The organism is Collinsella sp. CLA-ER-H2 (assembly GCF_040092405.1).
In the GTDB taxonomy this organism is placed as follows: Bacteria; Actinomycetota; Coriobacteriia; order Coriobacteriales; family Coriobacteriaceae; genus Collinsella.
In genome coordinates, this window is sequence record NZ_JBBNLO010000022.1 from 13,123 (window position 1) to 34,862 (window position 21,740).

Sequence of the window (21,740 nt, forward strand, 5' to 3'; positions counted from 1 at the left end):
GTGGCGGCTCTAAAGCTCAACTATATGAGCATCGCGCGGGCGCGATTAGGCCTTGAGGGCCTCCTCGACGGCGACAGCGCAGGCGACGGTGGCACCGACCATAGGGTTGTTGCCCATGCCGATGAGACCCATCATGTCGACGTGCGCAGGCACGGAGGAAGAACCGGCGAACTGGGCGTCGGAGTGCATACGGCCCATGGTGTCGGTCATGCCGTAAGAGGCAGGGCCGGCGCCCATGTTGTCCGGGTGCAGGGTACGGCCAGTGCCGCCACCAGAAGCGACGGAGAAGTACTTCTTGCCAGCCTCGATGCGCTCCTTCTTGTAGGTGCCAGCGACGGGGTGCTGGAAGCGCGTGGGGTTGGTGGAGTTACCGGTGATCGAGATGTCGACGTTCTCGTGCCACATGATGGCAACGCCCTCGCGGACGTCGTCGGAGCCGTAGCAGTTAACGGCAGCGCGGGGACCATCGGAGTAGGGGATGGTCTCGACGACCTTGAGCTCGCCCGTGTAGTAGTCGAACTGGGTCTTCACGTAGGTGAAGCCGTTGATGCGGGCGATGATCTGAGCAGCGTCCTTGCCCAGACCGTTGAGGATAACGCGCAGCGGCTTCTTACGAGCCTTGTTGGCGTTCAGAGCCAGGCCGATAGCGCCCTCAGCGGCAGCGAAGGACTCGTGTCCGGCCAGGAAGGCGAAGCACTCGGTGTCGTCGGAGAGCAGCATAGCGCCCAGGTTGCCGTGGCCCAGACCGACCTTGCGGTCCTCGGCGACGGAGCCGGGGACGGTGAAGGCCTGGATGCCCTCGCCGATGATGGCGGCAGCCTCAGAAGCGGACTTGGCGCCACGCTTGACAGCGAGAGCGCAACCGAGGGTGTAGGCCCACTCGGCGTTCTGGAAGGCGATGGACTGGGTGTTGTTGACGATCTCACGCGGGTTGAAGCCCTTGTCGGTGCAGATCTGCAGAGCTTCCTCGAGGGAGGCGATGCCGTTGTCGGCGAGGCACTTGTTGATCTTGTCAGCGCGGCGCTCGTAACCTTCGAACGTAACAGTCATAGTTATTTCCCTCCCTTTCTACTCGTGAACCGGGAACACGCTGGCGACGGAGTGAGTCTCCTCGTCGGTGCGCGGGTCGATGTACTTGGCAGCGTTCTCCCACTGACCATAGTGGCCCATAGCGCCAGCGATGGCCTCCTCGGGGGTCTTGCCGGCCTTGACGGCGTCGGTGAACTTGCCGAGGTTCAGGAACTCGAATGCGATGATCTCGTTCTTGTCGTTGAGAGCCATGCGGGTGACGTAGCCCTGAGCGAGCTCGAGGTAACGAGCGCCCTTGGCCTTGGTGCCGAACATGGTGCCGACCTGAGAGCGAAGGCCCTTGCCGAGGTCGTCGAGGGAGGCGCCCACGGGCAGGCCGCCCTCGGAGAACGCGGTCTGGCTGCGGCCGTAAACGATCTGCAGGAAGATCTCGCGCATAGCAACGTTGATGGCGTCGCAGACGAGGTCGGTGTTGAGGGCCTCGAGGATGGTCTTACCGGGAAGGATCTCGGAAGCCATGGCGGCAGAGTGGGTCATACCCGAGCAGCCGATGGTCTCAACGAGGGCCTCCTCGATGATGCCGTCCTTGACGTTCAGCGTGAGCTTGCAGGCGCCCTGCTGAGGTGCGCACCAACCCACACCGTGCGTAAGACCGGAGATGTCGGAAATCTCCTTAGCCTGGACCCACTTGCCCTCCTCGGGGATGGGTGCGGGGCCGTGGTATGCACCCTTGGCAACGGGGCACATGTTCTCCACTTCCTGTGAGTACTGCATGCCTCTCCTCTCTATCGTGTTGGCGTCCCGTCTGGGGGTCGTGGCTGGCGATTGCCGGGCGACCCTTCGAAAGGGACATGACATGCAGCCCCTATAATACCGCGAAATGCACGGAATATTCGGCGAACGGCTCAGTTTTCGTAGCGAGAAGTCCGGAAGTTTTAATTGAAACGGTTTAACGCTATGTTCTGTGGTCGAGAACTTCCGTAGAGGGGGGTCCGTCTTGGGCAAGCTTTTGGTCGGCTCTTGTAAGTGTTGCAGGGGTTGACCTGTTGCAACGGTGCCGTTCGCCGCCTGTTTACTGCCTTTGGCCGCGCGAGTGTATTGTTTTGCGTGAATGTTTTGATGGCACGCTTCAATCGTGCTGTATTGGATGGCAAGCAGATCCCGGCGAAGGGAGCGCCATGCAGCGCGTTTGGAGAACGGTTACCGGCTTTTACCATGTCTGTGCCCGCGGTACGGGCAAGCAGCTCATCTTTGAGTGCGATGACGACCGGTGGGAGTTTTTGGAGCTGATGCGCGATTGCTGCCGCGAGGAGGGTGTGACGGTTATCGCCTGGTGCCTTATGGGCAATCACGTGCATTTGGTGCTTGCAGATTACGAGGACAGGATGAGTGCGGCGATGCATCGGCTGCTTTTGACGTACGCGCGGCGGTTCAATAAACGCACGGGGCGCACAGGCCATCTGTTCCAGAACCGTTTTGACCGGCGCTCGCTCGATACCGACTGGCAGGTGATGGAGGCTATTCGCTCCGTACACGCCGATCCGCAGGATGCGGGCGTTAGCCTAATCGAGCGTTATCCCTGGAGCAGCTTCGCGGAGCATTTGTGCGCTTACGACGGTGACGCGGCTGATGTCGCGAGGGGATTTTCTGATCCTTCTTGCGTGCTTGAGCTCTTTGGTTCTGCCGAGGACTTTATTGCCCATTCGCTTTCGAAGCCCGACGGCAGTGAGCCAGCACTGTGCGATATGAAAGAGACGGAGTGGGAACGCCACGCCTTTGCCGACAAGATGGCGAAGGAGCTCGGGGTTCCGCTTCGCGGGGTTAAAGCCGCACCGCTGGCGCAGCGCGATACCGTTATTGTTGGATTGAACAATGCCGGCTTTACGGTGCGCCAGATTGAGCGCTATACCGAGATTGGCAAAAGTACCGTCTCTCGTATCGTGCGCGCCCGCGCGCGAACGGCGATGAGGGCTGGCGGAAACGTGATGTAGGGTCGCCTGTTCACTGCAGCTGGGGTCGTCCATACGCCGCAACCAGCGTTCAAAAGCTTGGTACGGTAACTGCACTTCTTAATATGCATAGAACAATCGCCATCTTGCATAAAATAACGGCTCAGTCCGGATTTGCCCGTGCCTACCCTCGTCTGCGCCGTGCAATAAACCGAGTTTTCAGCATCGTGTTGCTGTCGGCACCGCCGCAATCTTGCAACATACGGGTCCCAAAGCTATTGATTCCTGCCGTTGCGCCCCCGAAGCACGTGCCTGCGTCCCGTCAGACCGCGATGCTTGTTCTAAAACACAATATATATGCGCCTAAAGACGTTGATTAACGCTTCCGATGCGTATGCACACAGCTTTGCATGCTGAATACTCGCAAAAATGCACGCCGCTCCCCATGGTACCCGTCTGCGGCAGGCGCGAAGCGAGTCGGAGCTTCGTAGAACGGGGCTTGGCGCATTGCTTGGCGGGCCCGGGGCCCTGCCGCAGGCCTTTGGTGCTGTGGAAAACGCCCGTGTTCGCGTCTGGTCGTGTGGTAAATGACAGACGGGGCGCCGGACGCGCGGACTTTGTGCATCTGTGCTCATTAGGAAAAAACAGAGCCGCCCGTATCGGGCGGCTCGGCAATCAAAAACCTTGGATTCGGGGCATACGCTACTGGTTAGCTTGCCCCTCGAGCATGCCGTCGAGGGTGCGCCAGGCGAGCTCGGCGCATTTGACGCGGGCGGGCATGTGCGAGATGTCCTGGAGCTGGGCGGCTTCGTCCAGGTCTTCCAAGTCGTCCTCGGAGAGCTTCTCGCCGCGGATCATGGCGAGGAAGAGCTCTGCCAAGCGGTGAGCTTCCTCGACGGTCTCGCCGGTGATGAGGTCGGCCATGATGTCGGCGCTGGCCTGGCTTATGGCGCAGCCATGACCGGTAAAGGAGGCCTCCTCGATCACGCCCTTCTCGACGCGCAGCTGCAAGGTGAGCTCGTCGCCGCAGCTGGGGTTGATGCCGTCGTGCTCGTGCGTGGGAGCATCCATCTCGTACTTATAGTCGGGGTGCGAGTTGTGCTCCATAAATGTGGTGGAGGTGTACAGATTACCCATTGAACGTGCTCCAAACGTGATGCAGGCCGGCGATGAACTTGTCGATGTCGGCCTTGTCGTTGTAGAAGGCCACGCTGGCGCGGCAGCAGGCAAGGTTCTCGACGCCCAGCCAGGTGAGCAGCGGCTGCGCGCAGTGGTGGCCGGCGCGGATGCAGACGCCGTCCATGTCCATGATGCTCGCGACGTCGTGCGGGTGAATTCCCTTGACGTTAAAGCTCACAACGCCGTGGTGGTTGTCCCAGTAGATGGAACCGATGATTTGGACAAAGTCGAGCTGCATGAGCTCGCCCATCAGATAGTGGACGAGTGCCTGCTCGCGGGCCTGGATGTTCTCGTAACCCACCGTATTGACCAGGTAATCAAGGGCGGCACCCGTGGCGAAGATGCCGGCGGCGTCCTGCGTGCCGGCCTCGAATTTCTCGGGAACGGGCGCCCAGACGGCGTCCTGCTCGGTGACCGAATCGATCATCTCACCGCCGGTAAGCACTGGCGGCATGGCGTTCAGCAGGTCCATCTTGCCCCACAGCACGCCGATGCCCATGGGGCCCATGGCCTTGTGCGCGCTAAAGGCAAAGAAGTCGGCGCCCAGGTCGGCCACATCGACCGGCATGTGCGGCAGCGACTGCGCGCCGTCGACGACCAGGTAGCCGCCGTACTTGTGCACGAGCTTGCCGAGGTTCTTGACTGGGTTCTCGACGCCCAACACGTTGGAGACCTGTCCCACGGCCAGGATCTTGGTCTTGGGACCCACCTTGGCAAGAACCTCCTCGGTGGTGAGCTGGCCGGTCTTGGTGGGGTAGAGGTAGACGAGCTTGGCGCCGGTCTTGCGGCAGACCTGCTGCCACGGGATTAGGTTGGAGTGGTGCTCCATGATGGTGATGACGACCTCGTCACCGGGCTCGAGCACCGTGGGTGCAAAGCTCTTGGCGACCAGGTTGAGCGACTCGCTCGTGTTGCGAGTGAAGACGACCTCGTTGGCCTGGGGAGCGCCGATGAGGTCGGCGATCTGCCGGCGGACCTTCGCGATGGCCTCGGTGGCCTCGACGGATAGCGAGTACAGGCCGCGCAGGGGGTTGGCGTTCATACGCTGGTAGAAGTCGCGCTCGGCGTCGAGCACGCAGGCGGGGCGCTGCGCGGTGGCGGCGCTATCGAGGAAGGCGATCTCGGGGTGCTGCTGGAACAGCGGGAACTGTGCCTTGTAGGGATTGGTCTCGATGTCGACGGTAGGCCAGCCGCGCGAGGCCTCGTCGCTGGCGTCGAGCTCCATAGGCTCCGGTGCGGTACAGGTATCGCATTTAACGTGCTCGGTGTCGATCATGCGAGCTCCTCTTCAAAGTTATCGATCAGGTTGTTGCCCAAGCGGACGACGGCGGCGCGGGTGCGCTCGTCGGTCGCGGAAAGCGCGGCGTCCTCCAGCTTGGCGCGGATGAACAGGTCCTCGGCGGCGTTTTGGTCAAGGCCACGGCAGGCGAGGTAGAACAGCTGCTCGTCGCGGACGTGGCCGATCGTAGCGCCGTGGTTGCCGGCAACGTCGTCCTCGTCGCAGAGGATGACGGGGACGGTCTTGTTGTCGACGCCCTTGTTGGCGAGCAGCACGGTTTCGCGCTCGGTGCCGGTTGCGCCCTTGCAGCCGTGCACGAGGTCGATGGTGCCGCGGTAGACCTTCTTGGACGTGCCGGTCAGCACACCGTTGGCGTCGATCTCGCACTCGGTCTTGCGACCGCGGTGGCGCAGCTCGTAGTTAAAGTCGCGCACCTGCTCTCGGGCGCCCAGGTAGTCAGTATCGATGGTGACCTTGGCGGTATCGCCCAGCAGGTCGCCGGCAAGGCCGGTGGCGCTGGCGCCGGCACCCAGGACGGTGTGCTGCACGTTGACGCGCGCGCCCTCGTCCAGGAACAGGCCGGTGTCGTCGAGCGCGATCCAGCTATCGTCGAGCGTTTGCGTGCAGGTCACGTTGACGGTGGCGTACTCGTGGGCGCACACGCGTAGCGCGGAGCCCACGACGCCTTGGCCGGCAACGGGGGAGTCCAGGGCAATCTGCAGGTCGAGCGTTGCCTGCGGACGGGCGACGACATCGATGGCGGCGATGGCCGCGGCAGCGTCGACGCCACTCACGCGCGCGGTAACCGTGGCGTGCTTGTATGCGGGTACATCGATGACGATGCGCTTGGTAGCGTGCTCGGCCAAGTAGGCGTAGGCAGCCTCGCCCATGCCGGTTTCGAAGGCCTCAGCGGGGGAGAGTTCCTCCTCGAGCTTGATGGCGCCGGCCTGGTAGATGGAGGTGGCGGGCACGTCGAGCTCGGTCTCGGGCGTGATGCGGGCGCGGTCGGCAGCATCACCGGGGGCGGAGGCGCGGCGCTCGGGGAAGCGCTCGGCCATGGCGTCCATGGCGGTATCGAAGGCGTCGACCGTGCCAGCAAACTGCGCATCCAAGCCCTCGACCTCAATGGTCTCGGCGGGAGCGGCGGCAAGCTCGTCAGAGAGCTCGAGCTTGGTCTGGTTCATCTTGAGCCAACCCCAAGTGGCAGCCGGCATCGCATTGACCTGCTCAAGGGTGGTAGCAGCGGTGTTCGTGGTCTGTTTCATTATCCGATCGCTCCTTCCATCTCGAGCTTGATCAGGTTGTTCATTTCGACGGCGTACTCAAGCGGCAGCTCCTTGGAGATCGGGTTGGCAAAGCCGTTGACGATCATGGTACGGGCCTCTTCCTCCGAGATACCGCGGCTCATCAGGTAGAACACCTTGTCGTCGCCGATGCGGCCGATGGTGGCCTCGTGGCCGATGTCGACGTTCTTGGCGCGGATGTCCATGGCCGGAATAGTGTCGGAGCGGCTCTGGTCGTCGAGCATCAGCGACTGGCAGCTCACGGTTGCCTTGGAGCCCTCGGCCTTGGGCGTGGCCACGATGGAGCTGCGGAAGGTCTGGATGCCGCCGCTCTTGGAGATGCCCTTGGTCTCGACGGTCGCCGAGGTCTCGGGCGCGTTGAGCACGACCTTGCAGCCGGTGTCGAGGTTCTGGCCGGCGCCGGCGAAGGTGATGCCGGTAAAGCTCGAGCGGGCGCGGCGGCCGTTGAGCACGCTCATGGGGTAGAGGTAGCCCACGTGGCTGCCGAAGGAGCCGCTGATCCACTCGATGTCGCCGTCCTCGTCCACGCGCGCACGCTTGGTGTTGAGGTTGTACATATTCTTGGACCAGTTCTCGATAGTCGAGTAGCGCAGGTGCGCACGCTTGCCCACAAAGAGCTCCACAGCGCCGGCGTGGAGGTTGGCCACGTTGTACTTGGGCGCGGAGCAACCCTCGATAAAGTGCAGGTCGGCATCGTCCTCGACGATGATGAGCGTGTGCTCAAACTGGCCGGCGCCCTTGGCGTTAAGGCGGAAGTAGCTCTGCAGCGGGAAGTCCAACTTGGTGCCCTTGGGAACGTAGACAAACGAGCCGCCCGACCACACGGCGCCGTGCAGGGCCGCAAACTTGTGGTCGGTGGGCGGGATGAGCGTCATAAACTTCTCGTGGATGAGCGGCTCCCACTGCGGGTCGTGCAGGGCTTCCTCAATACCGGAGTACACGATGCCCATCTTGGACGCGGTGTCCTGCATGTTGTGGTAGACGAGCTCGGAGTCGTACTGAGCACCGACGCCTGCCAGGTAGCTGCGCTCGGCCTCGGGGATGCCCAGGCGCTCAAAGGTGTTCTTGATGTCGTCGGGCACCGACTCCCAGTCGTGCTTTTGGTCGGTGTTGGGCTTGACGTAGGTGACGATGTTATCCATGTCCAGGCCCTCGATGGAGGGGCCCCACGTCGGATCCGGGAAGCGGTTGAAGATTTCGAGGGACTTTAAGCGCAGGTCGAGCATCCACTGCGGCTCGTCCTTTTTGGCGCTGATCTCGCGCACGATGTCGGGCGTGATGCCGGCGTCGAGGCGCTCGAATCCCTCCTCGCCATAGGTGAAGTCGTAGAGGCTGCGGTCGATGTCCGCGACCTCGGTGCGGTTCTTGGTCATTGCGTCGCCCCTTTACGCCTGCTGCTCGGCAGCGGCAGACTCGGCCTGGGCGCGCTGCTCGGCGGCCTCGCGCTCGAAGGTCTCAAAGCCGTTCTTGTCGATCCAGGGGATGAGCGAGGCGTCGTCCTCGCGCACGATGTGGCCCTTGACCATAACGTGGACGCGGTCGACATCCAGGTGCTCCAGGATGCGCGTGTTGTGTGTGATGATGAGCATGGAGCCGTCGCAGCTCTTGCGGTAGGCGTCCATGCCGTGGCTGACGGTGGACAGGGCGTCGACGTCCAGGCCGGAGTCGGTTTCGTCCAAGATGGCGAGCTTGGGCTGCAGCAGCAGGAGCTGGAGCATCTCGACCTTCTTCTTCTCGCCGCCCGAGAAGCCCACGCCCAGCTCGCGGTTGAGGTAGGCGGTGTCCATGTTGAGCTCGGCCGCGAGCTCCTTAACGCGACGGCGGAACTCCTTGCCCTTCATCTCCAGGCCGGGGCGGCCGGCGATGCTGGCGCGCAAAAAGCTCGACAGCGGCACGCCCGGAATCTCGACCGGGGCCTGGAAGCTCAGGAACAGGCCGGCGCGCGAACGCTTGTCGGTGGTGAGCTCGGTGATGTCCTGGCCGTCAAAGACGATGCGGCCGTCGTTGACGGTATAGACGGGGTCGCCCATGACCAGGTGGCCGAGGGTGGACTTGCCGGCGCCATTGGGTCCCATCAGCACGTGGGTCTCGCCGGCGGCGACGTTGAGGTTGACGTTGTGGAGGATGGTCTTCTCGTCCACGGAGGCGGTCAGACCTTCGATGGAAAGCAGCGGATTTGCGCTCATGCTGTCCCTCTCTGTATATGGTGTACTCATAGGTGTACTAAACCCTAGGAATCTTCTCGGAATAAAGTTACTATGGGTTCGGCGTTAGTCAAGGGAAAACCCGACTAATCCACTCGACTTTTCAAATTCTGGGACAAAATAACCTGTTGTGTTTGTCCCACTTACTTAAGATTTGGGACAAACAAACCTGGTTATGTTGTCCCAGATGCGATGGGAGGGTAGGTATGCTCATTTCTTCCAAGGGCCGCTATGCCCTCCGGCTGATGATCTATATCGCGGCGCTCGGTGACGCCGAGGGCAAGATTGCTCTGCGCGAGGTTGCCGACCGCGAGCATATCTCGCAAAAGTATCTGGAGCAGCTGGTTCGTCCGCTTATGAAGGCGGGCCTGCTTAAGAGCGTGCGCGGCAAGGGCGGCGGCTACATGATGGCCAAGGACCCGGCCGAGGTGCGTGCTGGCGACATCCTGCGCGCTGTCGAGGGCAGCACGGCGCCCGTGGCGTGCGACGGCATCGACAACAGCTGCACCCGCAGCGATCTTTGCTCGACCGTCAAGTTCTGGCGCGGTCTGGACGACGTGATCGAAAAGTACGTCGACGGCGTGACGTTGGCCGACCTGGCCGCCGTCCCCGAGATCAACTTTGACATTAAGCTGTAGGTTGAGCGCAATTCCTTAAGATTTCGCGGAGGGTTGTTGCCGTTTACCGAGGGGTTGTTGTGCAACAACGGGCGAGCTGCAATACTTATTTTTATCTTTGCAAACTGAACTTTAACTACACCAATGCAGGGAGGATCTTATGCAGCCCAAGCATTCTGCTATTGTCGCGGGCCTGACGCTGGCGCTTTCGTTTGGCGCCGTTTCCGCGCCGGCACCCGCCGCTGCCGAGGAGCCCACGCCGGGCATTGCCTCGGATGCCACCGATATCGATAAGGGCCTTTACACCCAACAGTCCTTCTCGGGCGTGTTGAGGTCGGTTCAGGGTGTCTCGTTTGTCAACGTGACTCCCGAGATGAAGTACTTCACCAAATATGAGAGCCATGGCAACTATAACCAGGGCTTTTCGTATGGTGACGGCTACAACGCGCTGGGCTATTACCAGTTCGACCGTCGTTGGTCGCTCATTCCGTTTATGAAGCAGGTTTACAACTACGATTCTGCCAAGTACGGCATGCTCAAGGATGCGATTGATCGCGGCAGCGAGGTTTCCAACGCGAGCAATGCCATGTACGAGAACGGACAGCTCACCGAGCTGGGCCATATCGCGCAGGATGCCTTCCAAGGTGCGTACAACACCGATCCTGTTGAGTTCTCAGCACTTCAAGATGCCTATGCGTACAACTCGTACTATGCGGTTACCGAGGCGTGGCTCAAGAGTGGCCTGGGTATTGATATTTCGGGCCGCGCCGATTGCGTCAAGGGCATGGTGTGGAGCATTACCAACATGTGCGGAACTGGTGGCTGCAGGGACTTTTTCCGCTGGGCGAATCTTTCCAACGATATGTCCGACCGCGAGTTTGTGACGGCGCTTTCCAGCAGCGTGGTCAATAACGTGGCGACCAAGTATGCAAGCCAGCCCCAGTACCACGAGGGCTGGAAGAACCGCTACCGCAACGAGCTAAAGGACTGCCTGGTCTATATCGCCGAGGACGAGGCTGCCGCTGCGAAGGACAACAAGCCCGAGCAGCCCGAGCCTACGCCGGCGCCCTCGCCGACACCTGATTCGAATGACGGCTCGAGTGACGATGTCAACGATGACAGGATGGATGCGCCCTCGACCGATGCTGACGGTAATGGCTCTGCTGGCGGCACTACCAACGACGGCTCTGCCCCGAACGGCTCCAATTCGAACGGCTCTGCTGCGGGCGATTCGTCTTCAAGCTCTGTCGGCAATACGGACAGCGACGCTTCTGGTTCGACCGACGCTGACACCTCTAACTCATCTACCGGCTCGAGCGATTCGTCCGTTGGCACCGGCTCTAACAATGGCTCCGGCTCTGATGTAACGCCTGATTCCGATGATTCCAAGGACGACTCGAATAAGGCGCCGGACGCTCCCGTTGCTTCGCCGGACAAAAAGCCTTCTTTCTCCGTGCAGCTTGGTTCTACGCTGGGCTCTTCGCTGATGGCTGGCGTCAATAATGGCTCGACTCAGAACAAGGACAACTCTGATCAGGTTTCCATGGAAAAGACCGAGGCCGCAAAGGGCGACTCAAAGGACAAGGCTTCCGAGAAGACCGAATCCGATAAGGGTTCTAGCTCTGATGAGAAGGGCGACAAGTCCGGTCAGAAGAAGGACGAGAGCAAGACCGAGGGCGAAAAGAAACAGTCCGAAGACGACGACAAGAGCGGTGCTGACAACCAGGTCCAGGAGCAAAATGACTCCAAAACGGTGACCACCACGACCACGACGACTACAACTACCAAGTCCTCGGGTGGCAACATGCCCAAGACGGGCGATCTGATTGTGATGGCGAGCCTTGCCAGCGCGAGCTTGGCCACGCTGGGCGCTACGTCTATCGTAAGTGGTAAGCATAAGCTCGATCAGCAGAAGAAGGCTTCTGGGGAGGACGACTCGGGGGAGTAGGCTCTCAGTTGCCGGATAACTAAATAGTCGGGACGGGGTCCGGTGCGAATGCATCGGGCCCCGTTTTGTTGTGCAACGATTAGTTATGCCCCCTCACACCTCTTGTTGCTACCGTTGCCCGATATGTTCGCGCGGCGTCGTCGGTACGCGCGAGGCGGTCATTACAATTGGCATCGTGCAGCGATTTAGGGGGAACGTTTTAGTGTCTGAACAGGCAAATGTTGATTGTGCTGCTGGCTTTGGCGTGCGCTTGATCGGCTGTGCCGACGATGCGGCTTTGCCCATTGGCACGCACGACTATGCGGAGGCTCTTGGTTGCTGCACGCTGGTCGACAAGACCATGTTTATTGCCGATGTGTTGGACTGCGACGCGTCCGTTGTGGTGTGCTGTCGACCCGAGGGTTTTGGCAAGAGCATGAACTTGTCGATGCTCAGGGCTTTTCTGGAGCGTCCAGCGGTCGGTCGCACCGGTCGGATCTCGTTTGCCGATGCTCAGATTTGGGATGCGGACGGCGGGCGCTATCGGGATGAGTACGCTTGCTATCCGGTGATATCGCTGGACTTTTCTGGCGCTGCGAGGCGTGGCCCCGCTGTTGCCGGCGTCGTGCGCGATGCCCTTTCGGGCGAGTGCGCTCGCTTGTTGGCGCTCTTGGAGGCTCCGGATTTAGCTCGAGATAAGGTGCGTCACGTCGAACGTGTCGCGCGTGGCGTGGCGAGCGCGGACGAGGTTGACTCGGTGCTCGGTGTGCTCATAGAGCTGCTGGAGATTGCCTACGATGAGCAGGTTGTATTGCTCGTTGATGGGTACGATGGGGCGTGCTCTTGCCGTGCGAGCGCGAGGGACGCTTCCGGCGCCGATCCGGCAGATCTATTCGATCGCGTGCTGTTCGACGCCATTGCTGCTGCGCGCGATTCATTGCGGCTGACGTGTTTGATGGGGGAGTGTCCCGGCCCTGCCGAAGCGGCGCTTTCTTTGCACTGCTGCTCGTATTGTCTGACGACGCCGCTTTCGACCTGGTGTGACCGTTGGTTCGGCTTTTCGGATGCCGAGGCCGAGGCTCTGCTGAATCATGCTGGGCGCGAGGAATACCTGGATGATGCGCGTGAATGGCTCGAGGGGTATCGGTTTGGCAGGGCCTATTGCTCGAGTCCAGAGCGTGTGATTGGGTTTTTGGACCGAGGCTGCACGGCGCCCGTGCGTGCCGATCTGTATGGATATGCCGATTGCCTGAGTAGAGTAGTTGCCGGGTGGAATCTCGACCGCCTTTCGGTCTTGTTTGATTTGCTCAAGGCCCATGGATGCGTTGAGGTCCCGCTTTGTTTGGGCACTGCAGAGCCAGATGTCTCGCCTGACGATAGCATGTGGACAGCGCTGTATCTGTCCGGTTTTCTCACGACGGATATGACTGGGGAGCCAGAGCATGGCGATCGCCTCCGTGCTTTGCGATTGCCCAATAACGAGCTTCGCCAGGCCTTGCGTCTAGTGATTATTGAGTGGTTTGAGTGCGCTGCAGAAGACATTCGAGACGTCGATGCGTTTTGCGACGGGCTGTGCCATGGGAACGAGGATACCGTGAGGCGGGCGCTAAGCCGCATCTTGGGAGATGCGGGAATCGGTGCGACCGACCCAGATACACCGCTGCCATATCACCTACTCTTGCAAGGACTCTGCTTTGGATTGCCGGGCTATGCCAATCCTGCCTCGAGGCGAAAGTGTGGCGCGAGTCGCTGGGACATCCAGGTTTTCCCTACGGGCACTGTGTTCGACGTAGCAGACACGATTGGCATGCTGGACGAGCGCCCGCTTATAACGATCAATATGATGTATGACCCCGATGTGGATGCGCTGGGGTTGGAATTGCTGGCCGTGCAGTCGCTACTCGACATAGAGCGCGACGGCATCGACGATATCCGTGTGCCGCGCCCCGGCGTGGGTCGCATGCGCTGGGGGTTCGGTTTTGATGGACAGCATGTGGCTACGGTGTGCCAGCGGCTTTAAGCGCCGAGGTGTTTCCGGCTTCCGTTACTCGGTGTCCTTCATGGGCGGCATAGGCTTCCAGTTGGGATCCTTGACGATCTTGCGGGCGTCCTTCATGCCTCGGCGCAGCGCCGGAATACCGGTCTTAAAGCACTTGTCAACGGCAGCCAGGCGAATGAACTCCTTGCAGAAGGTCGCGGCGTTGCCCAGACGGAACAGCACGGGGTGATAGTCGCCGTAGATTTGCATGTAGCGGGCCAGATAACCGCGGTTGCGCATGATGTAGTAGCGGTTGGTGTCGCTCGTGGAGTTGAGCTGGCGCTTGCCGGCAATATCCCAGTTAGAGACGGCGCGGGCGCGCTTAAGCACCACGTCGGCAACAACGGCGGCGGGGAAGTGCTGGCTGGCCACGTAGCCATAGCAGGCATCGTCGCCGTAGATAAAGAAGCGCGCGTCGGGCAGGCCAATCTTGTCGACCACGCGGCGCGAGAACATGCCGCCCTCAAAGCATAGCTGGTTCATGGCGCGGTAGCCCTCGGGTCCCAGGTCCCACTTGGCGACAGGGTTGGGAATGCCGAGCGAAAGGATGAGCTGGTACTGCCAAAAGAAGGCGCCGCCGTCAAAGTCCAGGCGCGAACCCTGGATGACGTCGTAGCGGTCGGTCCACTTGGCCAAGCGCTCGATGCCTTCGGGGATGACGAGCACGTCATCGTCCATTACCCAGAACCACTGGGCGCCCAGGTCGTAGGCGCACTTGGTGCCGGCGGAGAAGCCGCCCGCACCACCGCCGTTTTCGAGCTGCGGGGCGTAGATCACACGGTCGGTGCCGCCCTGCGCGTCGGGCTGCTCGGTGTCGATGCCCCACAGGTTGGCCAGGCGCTCGTTGAATGCGGTGCACATGGCCTCGGTCTCGTGCGAATTCTCGTTATCGACAATCACGATGCGCCAGGGCGTTGCCGTGAGCTCGGTCATAGAGTCGAACAAGTTGGTCAGGAGTTCCTGGCGCTTGTACGTAACGACGACGATGGCGAGCTTGTCGATGGGAGCGGGAAGGGTTGAAGGCATGGGCAATATATCCTTTCACGCGCGGCGGGCGAGCGCTGCACGGAAGCTATCGAATACGTCCTTGGGACTGTCCTATTGTAAAGGCTCGGCGCACCTTGGCGGCAAGCTTTGAATAAAACGCAGGAACCTGCCATGGGCCCGCCGCATGACGTGGGGCTGCTTTGCCCGCAAGAGGCTCCATAGATTATATAAACGCCTGCTGGCGCGCTGACCCTTTGATACCATGAAACGACAGGTATTTCCTAAGGAGCACATTTGTCTACTAACGCCTCTGGCAGCCCTGTTCTGTCGCTGCTTATTCCCATTTACAATGTTCAGCGCTACCTGCGCGAGTGCCTCGATTCCGCCCTGGCGCAGACGCTCAAGGATATTGAGATCATCTGCATTAACGACGGGTCGACCGACAACTCGCCGGCGATTATTCGCGAGTATATGGAGCGCGATAGGCGCGTCAAGATGATCGACAAGGCCAACAGCGGCTACGGCGACTCGATGAACCGCGGGCTGGAGATGGCGCGTGGCAAGTACGTGGGCATCTTGGAGTCCGATGACTTTATGGCGTCCGACGCACTCGAAAAGCTTGTCTCGGCCGCCGATAGCAATAATGCCGACTTTGCGAAGGCGAACTTTGATTTCTACTGGTCTAAGCCCGAGGAGCGCCGCTCGCTGCACGAGATGTTTAGACCTCGGGATTGCGGCAAGCCGGTGCACCCGAGCGATACGACTCAGTTCTTTAAGCAAAAGCCGTCGATTTGGTCGGCCGTGTACCGTCGCGATTTTCTTGAGCGCAACGGCATTAAGTTCCTGCCGACTCCGGGGGCATCCTTTCAGGACACGTCATTCGCCTTTAAGGTGATCGCGTGCGCCGATAAGGCTGTTTACCTGCATGATGCCGTGTTGTCGTATCGCCAGGACAACGAGAATTCCTCGGTCAATTCTTCGGCTAAGGTCTTTTGCGTCAATACCGAGTATGCCGAGATTGAGCGTTGGATTCGAGAGGATTATGCCTGCGACCATGCAAGCGGCGATGTCGCGCGCATGCTCAAGTTCAACCAGCTCATTAAGTACGATTCATACATGTGGAACTACGTGCGCCTGGCGCCTAAGTTCTATAAGGAGTTCCTGGTTCAGATGGCCAAGGAGTTCCAAGCGGCCTTGGACGCGGGGGAGTTTTCGCTTGACGACCTCAAGCCGTGGAAGCGCGCGAATCTCGCTGCCATCCTCAAAGATCCTGAGGGCTGGGTTGACGAGCATCCGAGTTTTGCGACGGATGGTGCCTTGGGGCGTGCTAAGTATTACGCCTCGGTTGGAGGCCCAGGCGTGGTCGCCGCCTTCCTCATCGAATCGCTGAGGGGGTAGGTCGGCATGGGAGAGGCCTCGTGTCCTAAAGCTACCATTGTCGTCCCCGTTTACAACTCTGCGCGCTCCATTCAGCGATGCCTCGATTCGCTGTTGGCCCAGTCCGAGCGCTCGATTCAGGTTGTCTGCGTCAACGACGGTTCGACCGATGATTCGTTGAACGTGTTGCGCCAGATCGCGCAGGCCGACAATCGCGTACTGGTGATTGACCAGGAAAACGCGGGCGTCTCGTGTGCTCGAAATGCCGGTATCGATACCGCCGAGGGCGAGACCGTCTTTTTTGTTGATGCCGACGATTACATCGATGCCCAGACGGTCGAGCGCGTGCTGCATGCCATGAAGTCTGCAGATGCCGAGGCCGTCGTTTTTGGCGGCGTCTGTGAACCTGCCGATGCTGCCCCCAAACGAGTCCAGCAACTCATGAGCCCCAAAGCTGGTACCTTCGGCGCCCGTGATCCCCAACTGCTGTTCCATTCGAATGCGCAGCCCTATGCCTGCCGCGCGGCTTTTTCGCGCGAGCTGCTCAATCGCGAAGGCATTCGCTTCGCCCCCGGTTTGGCTTTGGGCGAGGACGTCGTCTTCCAATTTGCGGCTTATGCGCTTGCCCACAAGACCGTCGTCATGCCAGACAAGTTCTACCACTACGTGATGGAGAGCGAATCGGCGACGCACGAGTTCAACAGTGCCGAGGCTCGCGCCAAAAAGCTTGACGCCCACATGAGGATGCTCGAGGAGGTCTTGAAGGACTGGGCGGCCTACGGTCTTTTGGACCTGTGCCCCGGCGAGCTGATAACTTGGTTTTTGGACCTCATTGTGTTCGACCTGGCGCGCTTGGATGCCGATGACTTCCATCGCGTGGCGGCTCGCGTCAACATGGACCTCACGACGTTTTTGGGAAGGGAGTGGACGGATATGCCTGCTAAGGGCGCCGTTCGCCGTGTTGCCCACAAGCTCGTTGTGGCGACCTCGGGCGTTTCGATGGCAGACGCCACGCTGTTCTATCTTTCGACTCGCGGTCTCAAAGCCTGCCTGGAGCGCTTTATCTAATTCCAAGCGCTGCCGCCCGCCGCAACTCGGCTGTTAAAATAACCCTGTTACACGCTACTCAACAGGAGGTTCTCTTGCAGAACTCTGATACCCCTAAAGTTTCGCTGCTTGTCCCCATTTGCAATGTCGAGCGCTATCTGCGCGAGTGCCTCGATTCCGCCGTGGCGCAGACGCTCAAGGACATCGAGATCATCTGCATCAACGACGGCTCCACCGATAGCTCGCCAGATATCATCCGCGAGTACATGGAGCGCGATCCCCGTGTAAAGATGATCGACAAAGCCAACAGCGGCTACGGCGACTCGATGAACCGCGGCCTGGAGATGGCGCGTGGCGAGTACGTGGGCATCCTTGAGTCCGACGACTTTATGTTTGAGGATTCACTCCAAAAGCTGGTCGCCAAGGCCGATGCTGAGCATGCCGATGTGGTAAAGGGCGACTTTTACCTGTATTGGTCCACGCCCAGCGAACGCCGTGAGTTGTTTGGGATTATCGACGAGCATATGACGGGCGCCGCGTATCGCCCCGTCGATCGCCCGGGAATTTTCTACCGCAAACCTTCCATATGGTCGGCTATTTATCGACGCGAGTTCCTCAACGACAATCAGGTTCGGTTCCTTCCCACGCCGGGCGCCTCGTATCAGGACGCAGGCTTTAACTTTAAGGTTTGGGCTTGCGCCGAGCGTGCCGCGTTTATTACGGACCCCATTTTGTGCTATCGCCAGGATAACGAGAAGAGCTCCATTAATTCGCCCAACAAGGTGTTTTGCGTATGCGACGAATATGCCGAGATGCAGCGCTTTTTGGATGAGCGCCCCGAGCTCAAGGCTCAGCTCCAGGGGATTTTAATGCGCATGAAGGTCGATACGTACCGCTGGAATGACGAGCGTTTGGTCGATGAACTGCGTGAGCAGTTTTGGAAGAAAGCCTCGTCTGAGCTCAAGGCCGATTGGGATGCCGGTCGCTTTGATCTGTCGCTGTTCGACCCGCGTGGCGAGACCGACTTGCGCCTGATGGTCAAGTCGTCCCGCGCCTATATCGATTCGCGCTTTGGCTTTAAGAAGCCGGGCAAGCTCAATACGTTTAAGCATTACTTTAAGATTGGCGGCCTGCCGCTGGTGTGGCGCGTGCTGACGTATCAGCGCACCTACGGCGACAACCCGCACCCTGATGACGTTCCGGCCGCACAGTAGGAGCGAGTGACTATGGCTAACCCCAAGATTTCTGTTGTCGTTCCCGTCTATAAGGTGGAGGAGTGCCTGGCCTGGTGCTTGGACTCCCTGCTTGCGCAGGACATGCCCGATTGGGAAGGTGTGCTGGTCAACGATGGCTCGCCGGACGGTTCGCGCGATATTGCGGCTGCCTATTGCGATAAGGACGCGCGCTTTAGGCTGGTTGATAAGGAGAACGGCGGCCTGTCGAGTGCACGTAATGCAGGCATCGCTGCGTCCACGGCGTCTATCGTCGCGTTTTTGGATTCCGACGACCGCTTTACGCCCGATGCATGCCGCGTGATCGTCGATACCTTTGAGCGCGAGGACTGCGACGTTTTGACCTTTGGCGCGAATCCGTATCCGCTGGAGGCGGGGTATCCGTGGCTTAACTATGTGCTTAGCCCGCGCGATGTGTCGTTTGAGGGCTATAGCTCCGACCTGCTGTTTAAGGAAGCGTCTCGTCCCTTTGCATGGCGCACCGCCTGCAAGCGCGACTTCTTGCTGGGCAACGGGATCGTGTTCGACGAAACCGTTAAGTATGGCGAGGACCAGGTCTTCGACTTTGCCGTGTACGGTCGTTCGCACAAGACCGCGCTTATCTCGAACAAGTTGTACGACTATCGCGTGGCTCGCAAGGGTTCGCTCATGGACACCATGCGCTACGACGACGAGACACGTCTGCTGGAGCACGTGAAGATTTACTCCGCTATGCTGGCTGACTGGCAGCGCGACGGTCTCGACGCACAGCATGCTGATGACCTGGCGTACTTCCTGTGTGATCTGGTGCTGTACGACGCGCTCAGGCTGCTGGGTTCGGACTGCGGCAAAGTGTTTGCTGCAGTTGCCGCGGCGCTTAACGGTTCTGCCGTGGACAACGATGCTGCGCTCGCACAATGTGCTCCTTCGGTTGCCGCCATGGTGCGCGCGGCACTTATCGGTAAGGCCCCTGCTGCTCGTTTGTGCAAAAAGCTCATGTTCGATTACGACGTCTTGAGGTTTGGGCGCCTGGGTGCCTGCAAACGCATGGCAGCGAACGCCCTGGGAAAGCGAGAAGTGTAGATGAGTATCAAGCGTTTGGCACTTTGCCGCAGTCAGGGCCGTCTGTTTGTGCTGCTTCGTTTTGCCGGTCAGGATGTCGCCGCGCTTATTGAACGGGAGGGTTCTCAAGCGTTTGCCCACGCGACAACGAGCGGTTCTTGTGTGCCGTCGCTGGTGCTCCCAGTCGATCATGGCCGTGTGTTGGCGCTTTGCCCTTCCGTTTCCGATTACGAGCGCGAGCTCGCCGTCTTGGTGCTTCCGTTTTTGGATGGCTCTGCGATCGACGCTGCATTTGTGTCCGGTGGCCAAAAGCTTGGCGCCATTCGCCTCGATAGCCGCGTGGACAAGCTGGAATCTAAGATTAACTACAAAGCAAAGCCTGCGCTGTGCGCGCTTATCCGCGATGCGCAGCGTGGCGAATGCTGCGGTCGCTACGAGATCGATGCCATTCGCTATTTGCCGACAGACGCCGGCGCGGTGTGGCGCTATGAGGTTACCTGGGCGGGAGATCCCCAGTGCGCACCTGAGCTCCAGATCTTCGATACGCATATGAATGCCATCGATGCCACCGTGCATGTGTTTGAGTCGCAGGTCGATGTGCCGCAGCGCAACGGTTGCCGCGTCAATAAAACGTATCTGAGCGTAGAGATGCCTCGGGATATACGGGATTTTGTCGCGATTGTGAGCGATCCCACAGAGCGGATCCAAAGCGGGTTTTGCGCCATGGATGGTCGCCTGTACAACGGCATGGTCGATGACAGTTGGAACCGCATGAAGGACGCGCGTGCGGACGACGCAGCTTATCGACGTTGGTTTGAGCAACATCGCGCAAAGCCGGGCGATTTGGCGTGCCAACGTGTCGCTTCGGCGGCCTTTGCCTATAGACCGCTCGTGAGCATTGTGGTGCCGTGCTACAAGACTGATCGGGAATACCTGCGCGAGCTGCTGAACTCGGTGCTGGCCCAGAGCTATGACAACTGGGAACTGCTCCTTATGGATGCCTCGCCTGAATGGGATGCGGTGGCCGCCCTTGCGGCAGGTGCCAACGACGAGCGCATCCGTCGCATCGAGCTTCCCGGCAACGGCGGCATTGTGGTCAACACCAACGCAGGTATCGAGCAAGCGACGGGCGACTACATCGCGTTCTTGGACCATGACGACATCCTGGAACCGGACGCGTTGTTCCACTATGTTGCCGCGCTGAACAAGGCTGCCGAGGACGAGCGTCCCCAGGTCTTGTTCTGCGACGAGGACATGTTTCAGAAAACGGGGGAGTGGGGCCAGCCGGTCTTTAAGACCAAGCTCAACGTCGACCTGCTCTATAGCCATAACTGCGTGACGCATTTCCTGATGGTGGAGAAGGCGCTCATCGATCACATTGGTATGTCCCCAGAAGACGTTGCGGGCGCCCAGGACTACGACTTGACGCTTCGCTGCCTTGCGGCCGGCGCGCGCTTTGAGCACGTTGCGCATGTGCTGTATCACTGGCGCGTGCATCCGGGATCGACCGCCGACGGTTCTGCCGATAGTAAGCCGTATGCTATTGAAGCCGGGCGCCTTGCGCTTCAGCGCCACTTTAACGCGCTGGGCATTTGCGGAACGGTCGAGGAGACCGAGACGCCGTTTGTCTATCACATGCGTTATGCGCTGCCGGAGTCTGCGCCGCTGGTGAGCATTGTGATTCCCACCAAGGATCACGTTGAGACGCTCGATGCCTGCGTGATGTCGATCGCTCAGAAGGCAACGTATGCCAATTACGAGATCGTCTTGGTGGAGAACAACAGCGAAGCCCCGGAGACGTTTGCGTATTACGAAACCCTGCCAGAGCGCGTGGCTGCAGCATCCGAAGGCAAGGGCATCGCGCGCGTTGTGTACTGGCCGGGTGAGTTCAATTACTCCCAGATCATCAACTTTGGCGTTGAGCACGCCAAGGGCGATTATCTGCTGCTGCTCAACAACGATACCGAGGTCATAAGCCCCGACTTTATCGAAGAGATGATGGGCTATCTGCAGCGTCCCGATGCGGGCGTGGTGGGCGCCAAACTCTACTTTGCCGATCATCTGGTGCAGCATGCCGGCATTTTGGTTGGCGTGCGTGGCGCACTTGCCCATGCCAACCAGGACTTCTCGGCAAAGCGCGAGGGCTATCTTGCCCGCGCTGTGCGCCCGGGCAACTTTAGCGCCGTAACGGGTGCCTGCCAGATGGTCCGACGCGACGTATTTGAGCAGGTTGGCGGTTATAACGAGGAATTCGCCGTCGGTTTTAACGACGCTGACTTTTGCCTTCGCGTGTGGGAGGTCGGCTACCGCACCATCTTTACGCCCTATGCCGAGCTGTATCACTACGAGTTCACCTCGCGCGGCAGGGAAGAGGCCAACGAGGAAAAACTGCGCCGCTGGAAGCGCGAGCAAGCGCTGTTCATTCAGCGCTGGCCTGAGTTCTTCCTCAACGGTGATCCATGGCTCGGACCAAACCTATCCTTCGAGAGCGAGTTTGGCGCCTTGTAGGTTTTCCAAACGATGCGTTGAA

At 59.9% G+C, this 21,740-nt stretch carries 17 protein-coding genes; 9 read left to right on the forward strand and 8 right to left on the reverse strand.

Annotated elements, in window-relative coordinates; all coding sequences use genetic code 11:
- Positions 1-45: 45 nt before the first annotated feature.
- A complete protein-coding gene (locus tag AAAX59_RS07250) occupies positions 46-1,050 on the reverse strand; it encodes a GGGtGRT protein (RefSeq protein WP_117640944.1) in 1,005 nt (334 codons plus the stop codon).
- 18 nt (positions 1,051-1,068) lie between these two features.
- On the reverse strand, positions 1,069-1,803 hold the full coding sequence (locus AAAX59_RS07255; RefSeq protein ID WP_006235554.1) for a nitrogen-fixing protein NifU: 735 nt from the start codon (positions 1,801-1,803) through the stop codon (positions 1,069-1,071).
- Positions 1,804-2,207: 404 nt separating this feature from the next.
- On the opposite strand from AAAX59_RS07255, the gene AAAX59_RS07260 reads away from it, so the two are divergent.
- On the forward strand, positions 2,208-3,020 hold the full coding sequence (locus AAAX59_RS07260; protein WP_349071286.1) for a transposase: 813 nt from the start codon (positions 2,208-2,210) through the stop codon (positions 3,018-3,020).
- Between the two features lie 660 nt (positions 3,021-3,680).
- On the opposite strand, the gene sufU is transcribed toward AAAX59_RS07260, so the two are convergent.
- The 5 genes from sufU to sufC are packed head-to-tail and all read right to left on the reverse strand — an operon-like array spanning position 3,681 to position 8,926.
- Positions 3,681-4,115, reverse strand: a complete 435-nt coding sequence (gene sufU, locus AAAX59_RS07265; RefSeq protein ID WP_349071287.1) for a Fe-S cluster assembly sulfur transfer protein SufU — start codon at positions 4,113-4,115, stop codon at positions 3,681-3,683.
- The gene (locus AAAX59_RS07270) at positions 4,108-5,433 is read right to left on the reverse strand and encodes a SufS family cysteine desulfurase (RefSeq protein WP_349071288.1); all 1,326 of its coding nucleotides are present in this window, start codon (positions 5,431-5,433) and stop codon (positions 4,108-4,110) included. The genes sufU and AAAX59_RS07270 overlap by 8 nt, the downstream gene beginning before the upstream one ends.
- Positions 5,430-6,701 (reverse strand): SufD family Fe-S cluster assembly protein, encoded by a 1,272-nt coding sequence (locus AAAX59_RS07275; protein ID WP_349071289.1) that lies wholly within the window; start codon positions 6,699-6,701, stop codon positions 5,430-5,432. Before AAAX59_RS07275 ends, AAAX59_RS07270 begins: the two co-directional genes overlap by 4 nt.
- Positions 6,701-8,113, reverse strand: a complete 1,413-nt coding sequence (gene sufB / locus AAAX59_RS07280) for a Fe-S cluster assembly protein SufB (RefSeq protein WP_349071290.1) — start codon at positions 8,111-8,113, stop codon at positions 6,701-6,703. The genes AAAX59_RS07275 and sufB overlap by 1 nt, the downstream gene beginning before the upstream one ends.
- Positions 8,114-8,125: 12 nt before the next feature.
- The gene (gene sufC / locus AAAX59_RS07285; RefSeq protein WP_117821353.1) at positions 8,126-8,926 is read right to left on the reverse strand and encodes a Fe-S cluster assembly ATPase SufC; all 801 of its coding nucleotides are present in this window, start codon (positions 8,924-8,926) and stop codon (positions 8,126-8,128) included.
- Positions 8,927-9,150: 224 nt separating this feature from the next.
- Here sufC and AAAX59_RS07290 point away from each other — a divergent pair, with 224 nt between their 5' ends.
- The 3 genes from AAAX59_RS07290 (at position 9,151) to AAAX59_RS07300 (ending at position 13,508) form a co-directional block, all read left to right on the forward strand.
- Positions 9,151-9,582: an Rrf2 family transcriptional regulator gene (locus AAAX59_RS07290; protein WP_055310594.1), complete on the forward strand. Its 432-nt coding sequence runs from the start codon at positions 9,151-9,153 to the stop codon at positions 9,580-9,582.
- Positions 9,583-9,721: 139 nt separating this feature from the next.
- Positions 9,722-11,509: a hypothetical protein gene (locus AAAX59_RS07295; RefSeq protein WP_349071291.1), complete on the forward strand. Its 1,788-nt coding sequence runs from the start codon at positions 9,722-9,724 to the stop codon at positions 11,507-11,509.
- Between the two features lie 202 nt (positions 11,510-11,711).
- Positions 11,712-13,508 carry an AAA family ATPase gene (locus AAAX59_RS07300; protein WP_349071292.1) on the forward strand — a complete coding sequence of 599 codons (1,797 nt, stop codon included), beginning with the start codon at positions 11,712-11,714 and terminating at the stop codon, positions 13,506-13,508.
- Between the two features lie 24 nt (positions 13,509-13,532).
- Here the strand turns inward: AAAX59_RS07300 and AAAX59_RS07305 are convergent, their stop codons facing one another.
- Positions 13,533-14,552 carry a glycosyltransferase gene (locus AAAX59_RS07305; protein ID WP_349071293.1) on the reverse strand — a complete coding sequence of 340 codons (1,020 nt, stop codon included), beginning with the start codon at positions 14,550-14,552 and terminating at the stop codon, positions 13,533-13,535.
- 255 nt (positions 14,553-14,807) lie between these two features.
- Here AAAX59_RS07305 and AAAX59_RS07310 point away from each other — a divergent pair, with 255 nt between their 5' ends.
- The 5 genes from AAAX59_RS07310 (at position 14,808) to AAAX59_RS07330 (ending at position 21,718) form a co-directional block, all read left to right on the forward strand.
- Positions 14,808-15,911 carry a glycosyltransferase gene (locus AAAX59_RS07310; protein ID WP_349071294.1) on the forward strand — a complete coding sequence of 368 codons (1,104 nt, stop codon included), beginning with the start codon at positions 14,808-14,810 and terminating at the stop codon, positions 15,909-15,911.
- 6 nt (positions 15,912-15,917) lie between these two features.
- Positions 15,918-16,958, forward strand: a complete 1,041-nt coding sequence (locus tag AAAX59_RS07315) for a glycosyltransferase (RefSeq protein ID WP_349071295.1) — start codon at positions 15,918-15,920, stop codon at positions 16,956-16,958.
- A gap of 74 nt (positions 16,959-17,032) precedes the next feature.
- Positions 17,033-18,151 carry a glycosyltransferase family 2 protein gene (locus AAAX59_RS07320; protein WP_349071296.1) on the forward strand — a complete coding sequence of 373 codons (1,119 nt, stop codon included), beginning with the start codon at positions 17,033-17,035 and terminating at the stop codon, positions 18,149-18,151.
- Between the two features lie 12 nt (positions 18,152-18,163).
- Positions 18,164-19,231, forward strand: a complete 1,068-nt coding sequence (locus AAAX59_RS07325) for a glycosyltransferase (RefSeq protein ID WP_349071297.1) — start codon at positions 18,164-18,166, stop codon at positions 19,229-19,231.
- Positions 19,232-21,718, forward strand: coding sequence for a glycosyltransferase family 2 protein (locus AAAX59_RS07330; RefSeq protein WP_349071298.1), 2,487 nt, complete (start codon positions 19,232-19,234; stop codon positions 21,716-21,718).
- The last annotated feature ends 22 nt before the right edge of the window (positions 21,719-21,740 follow it).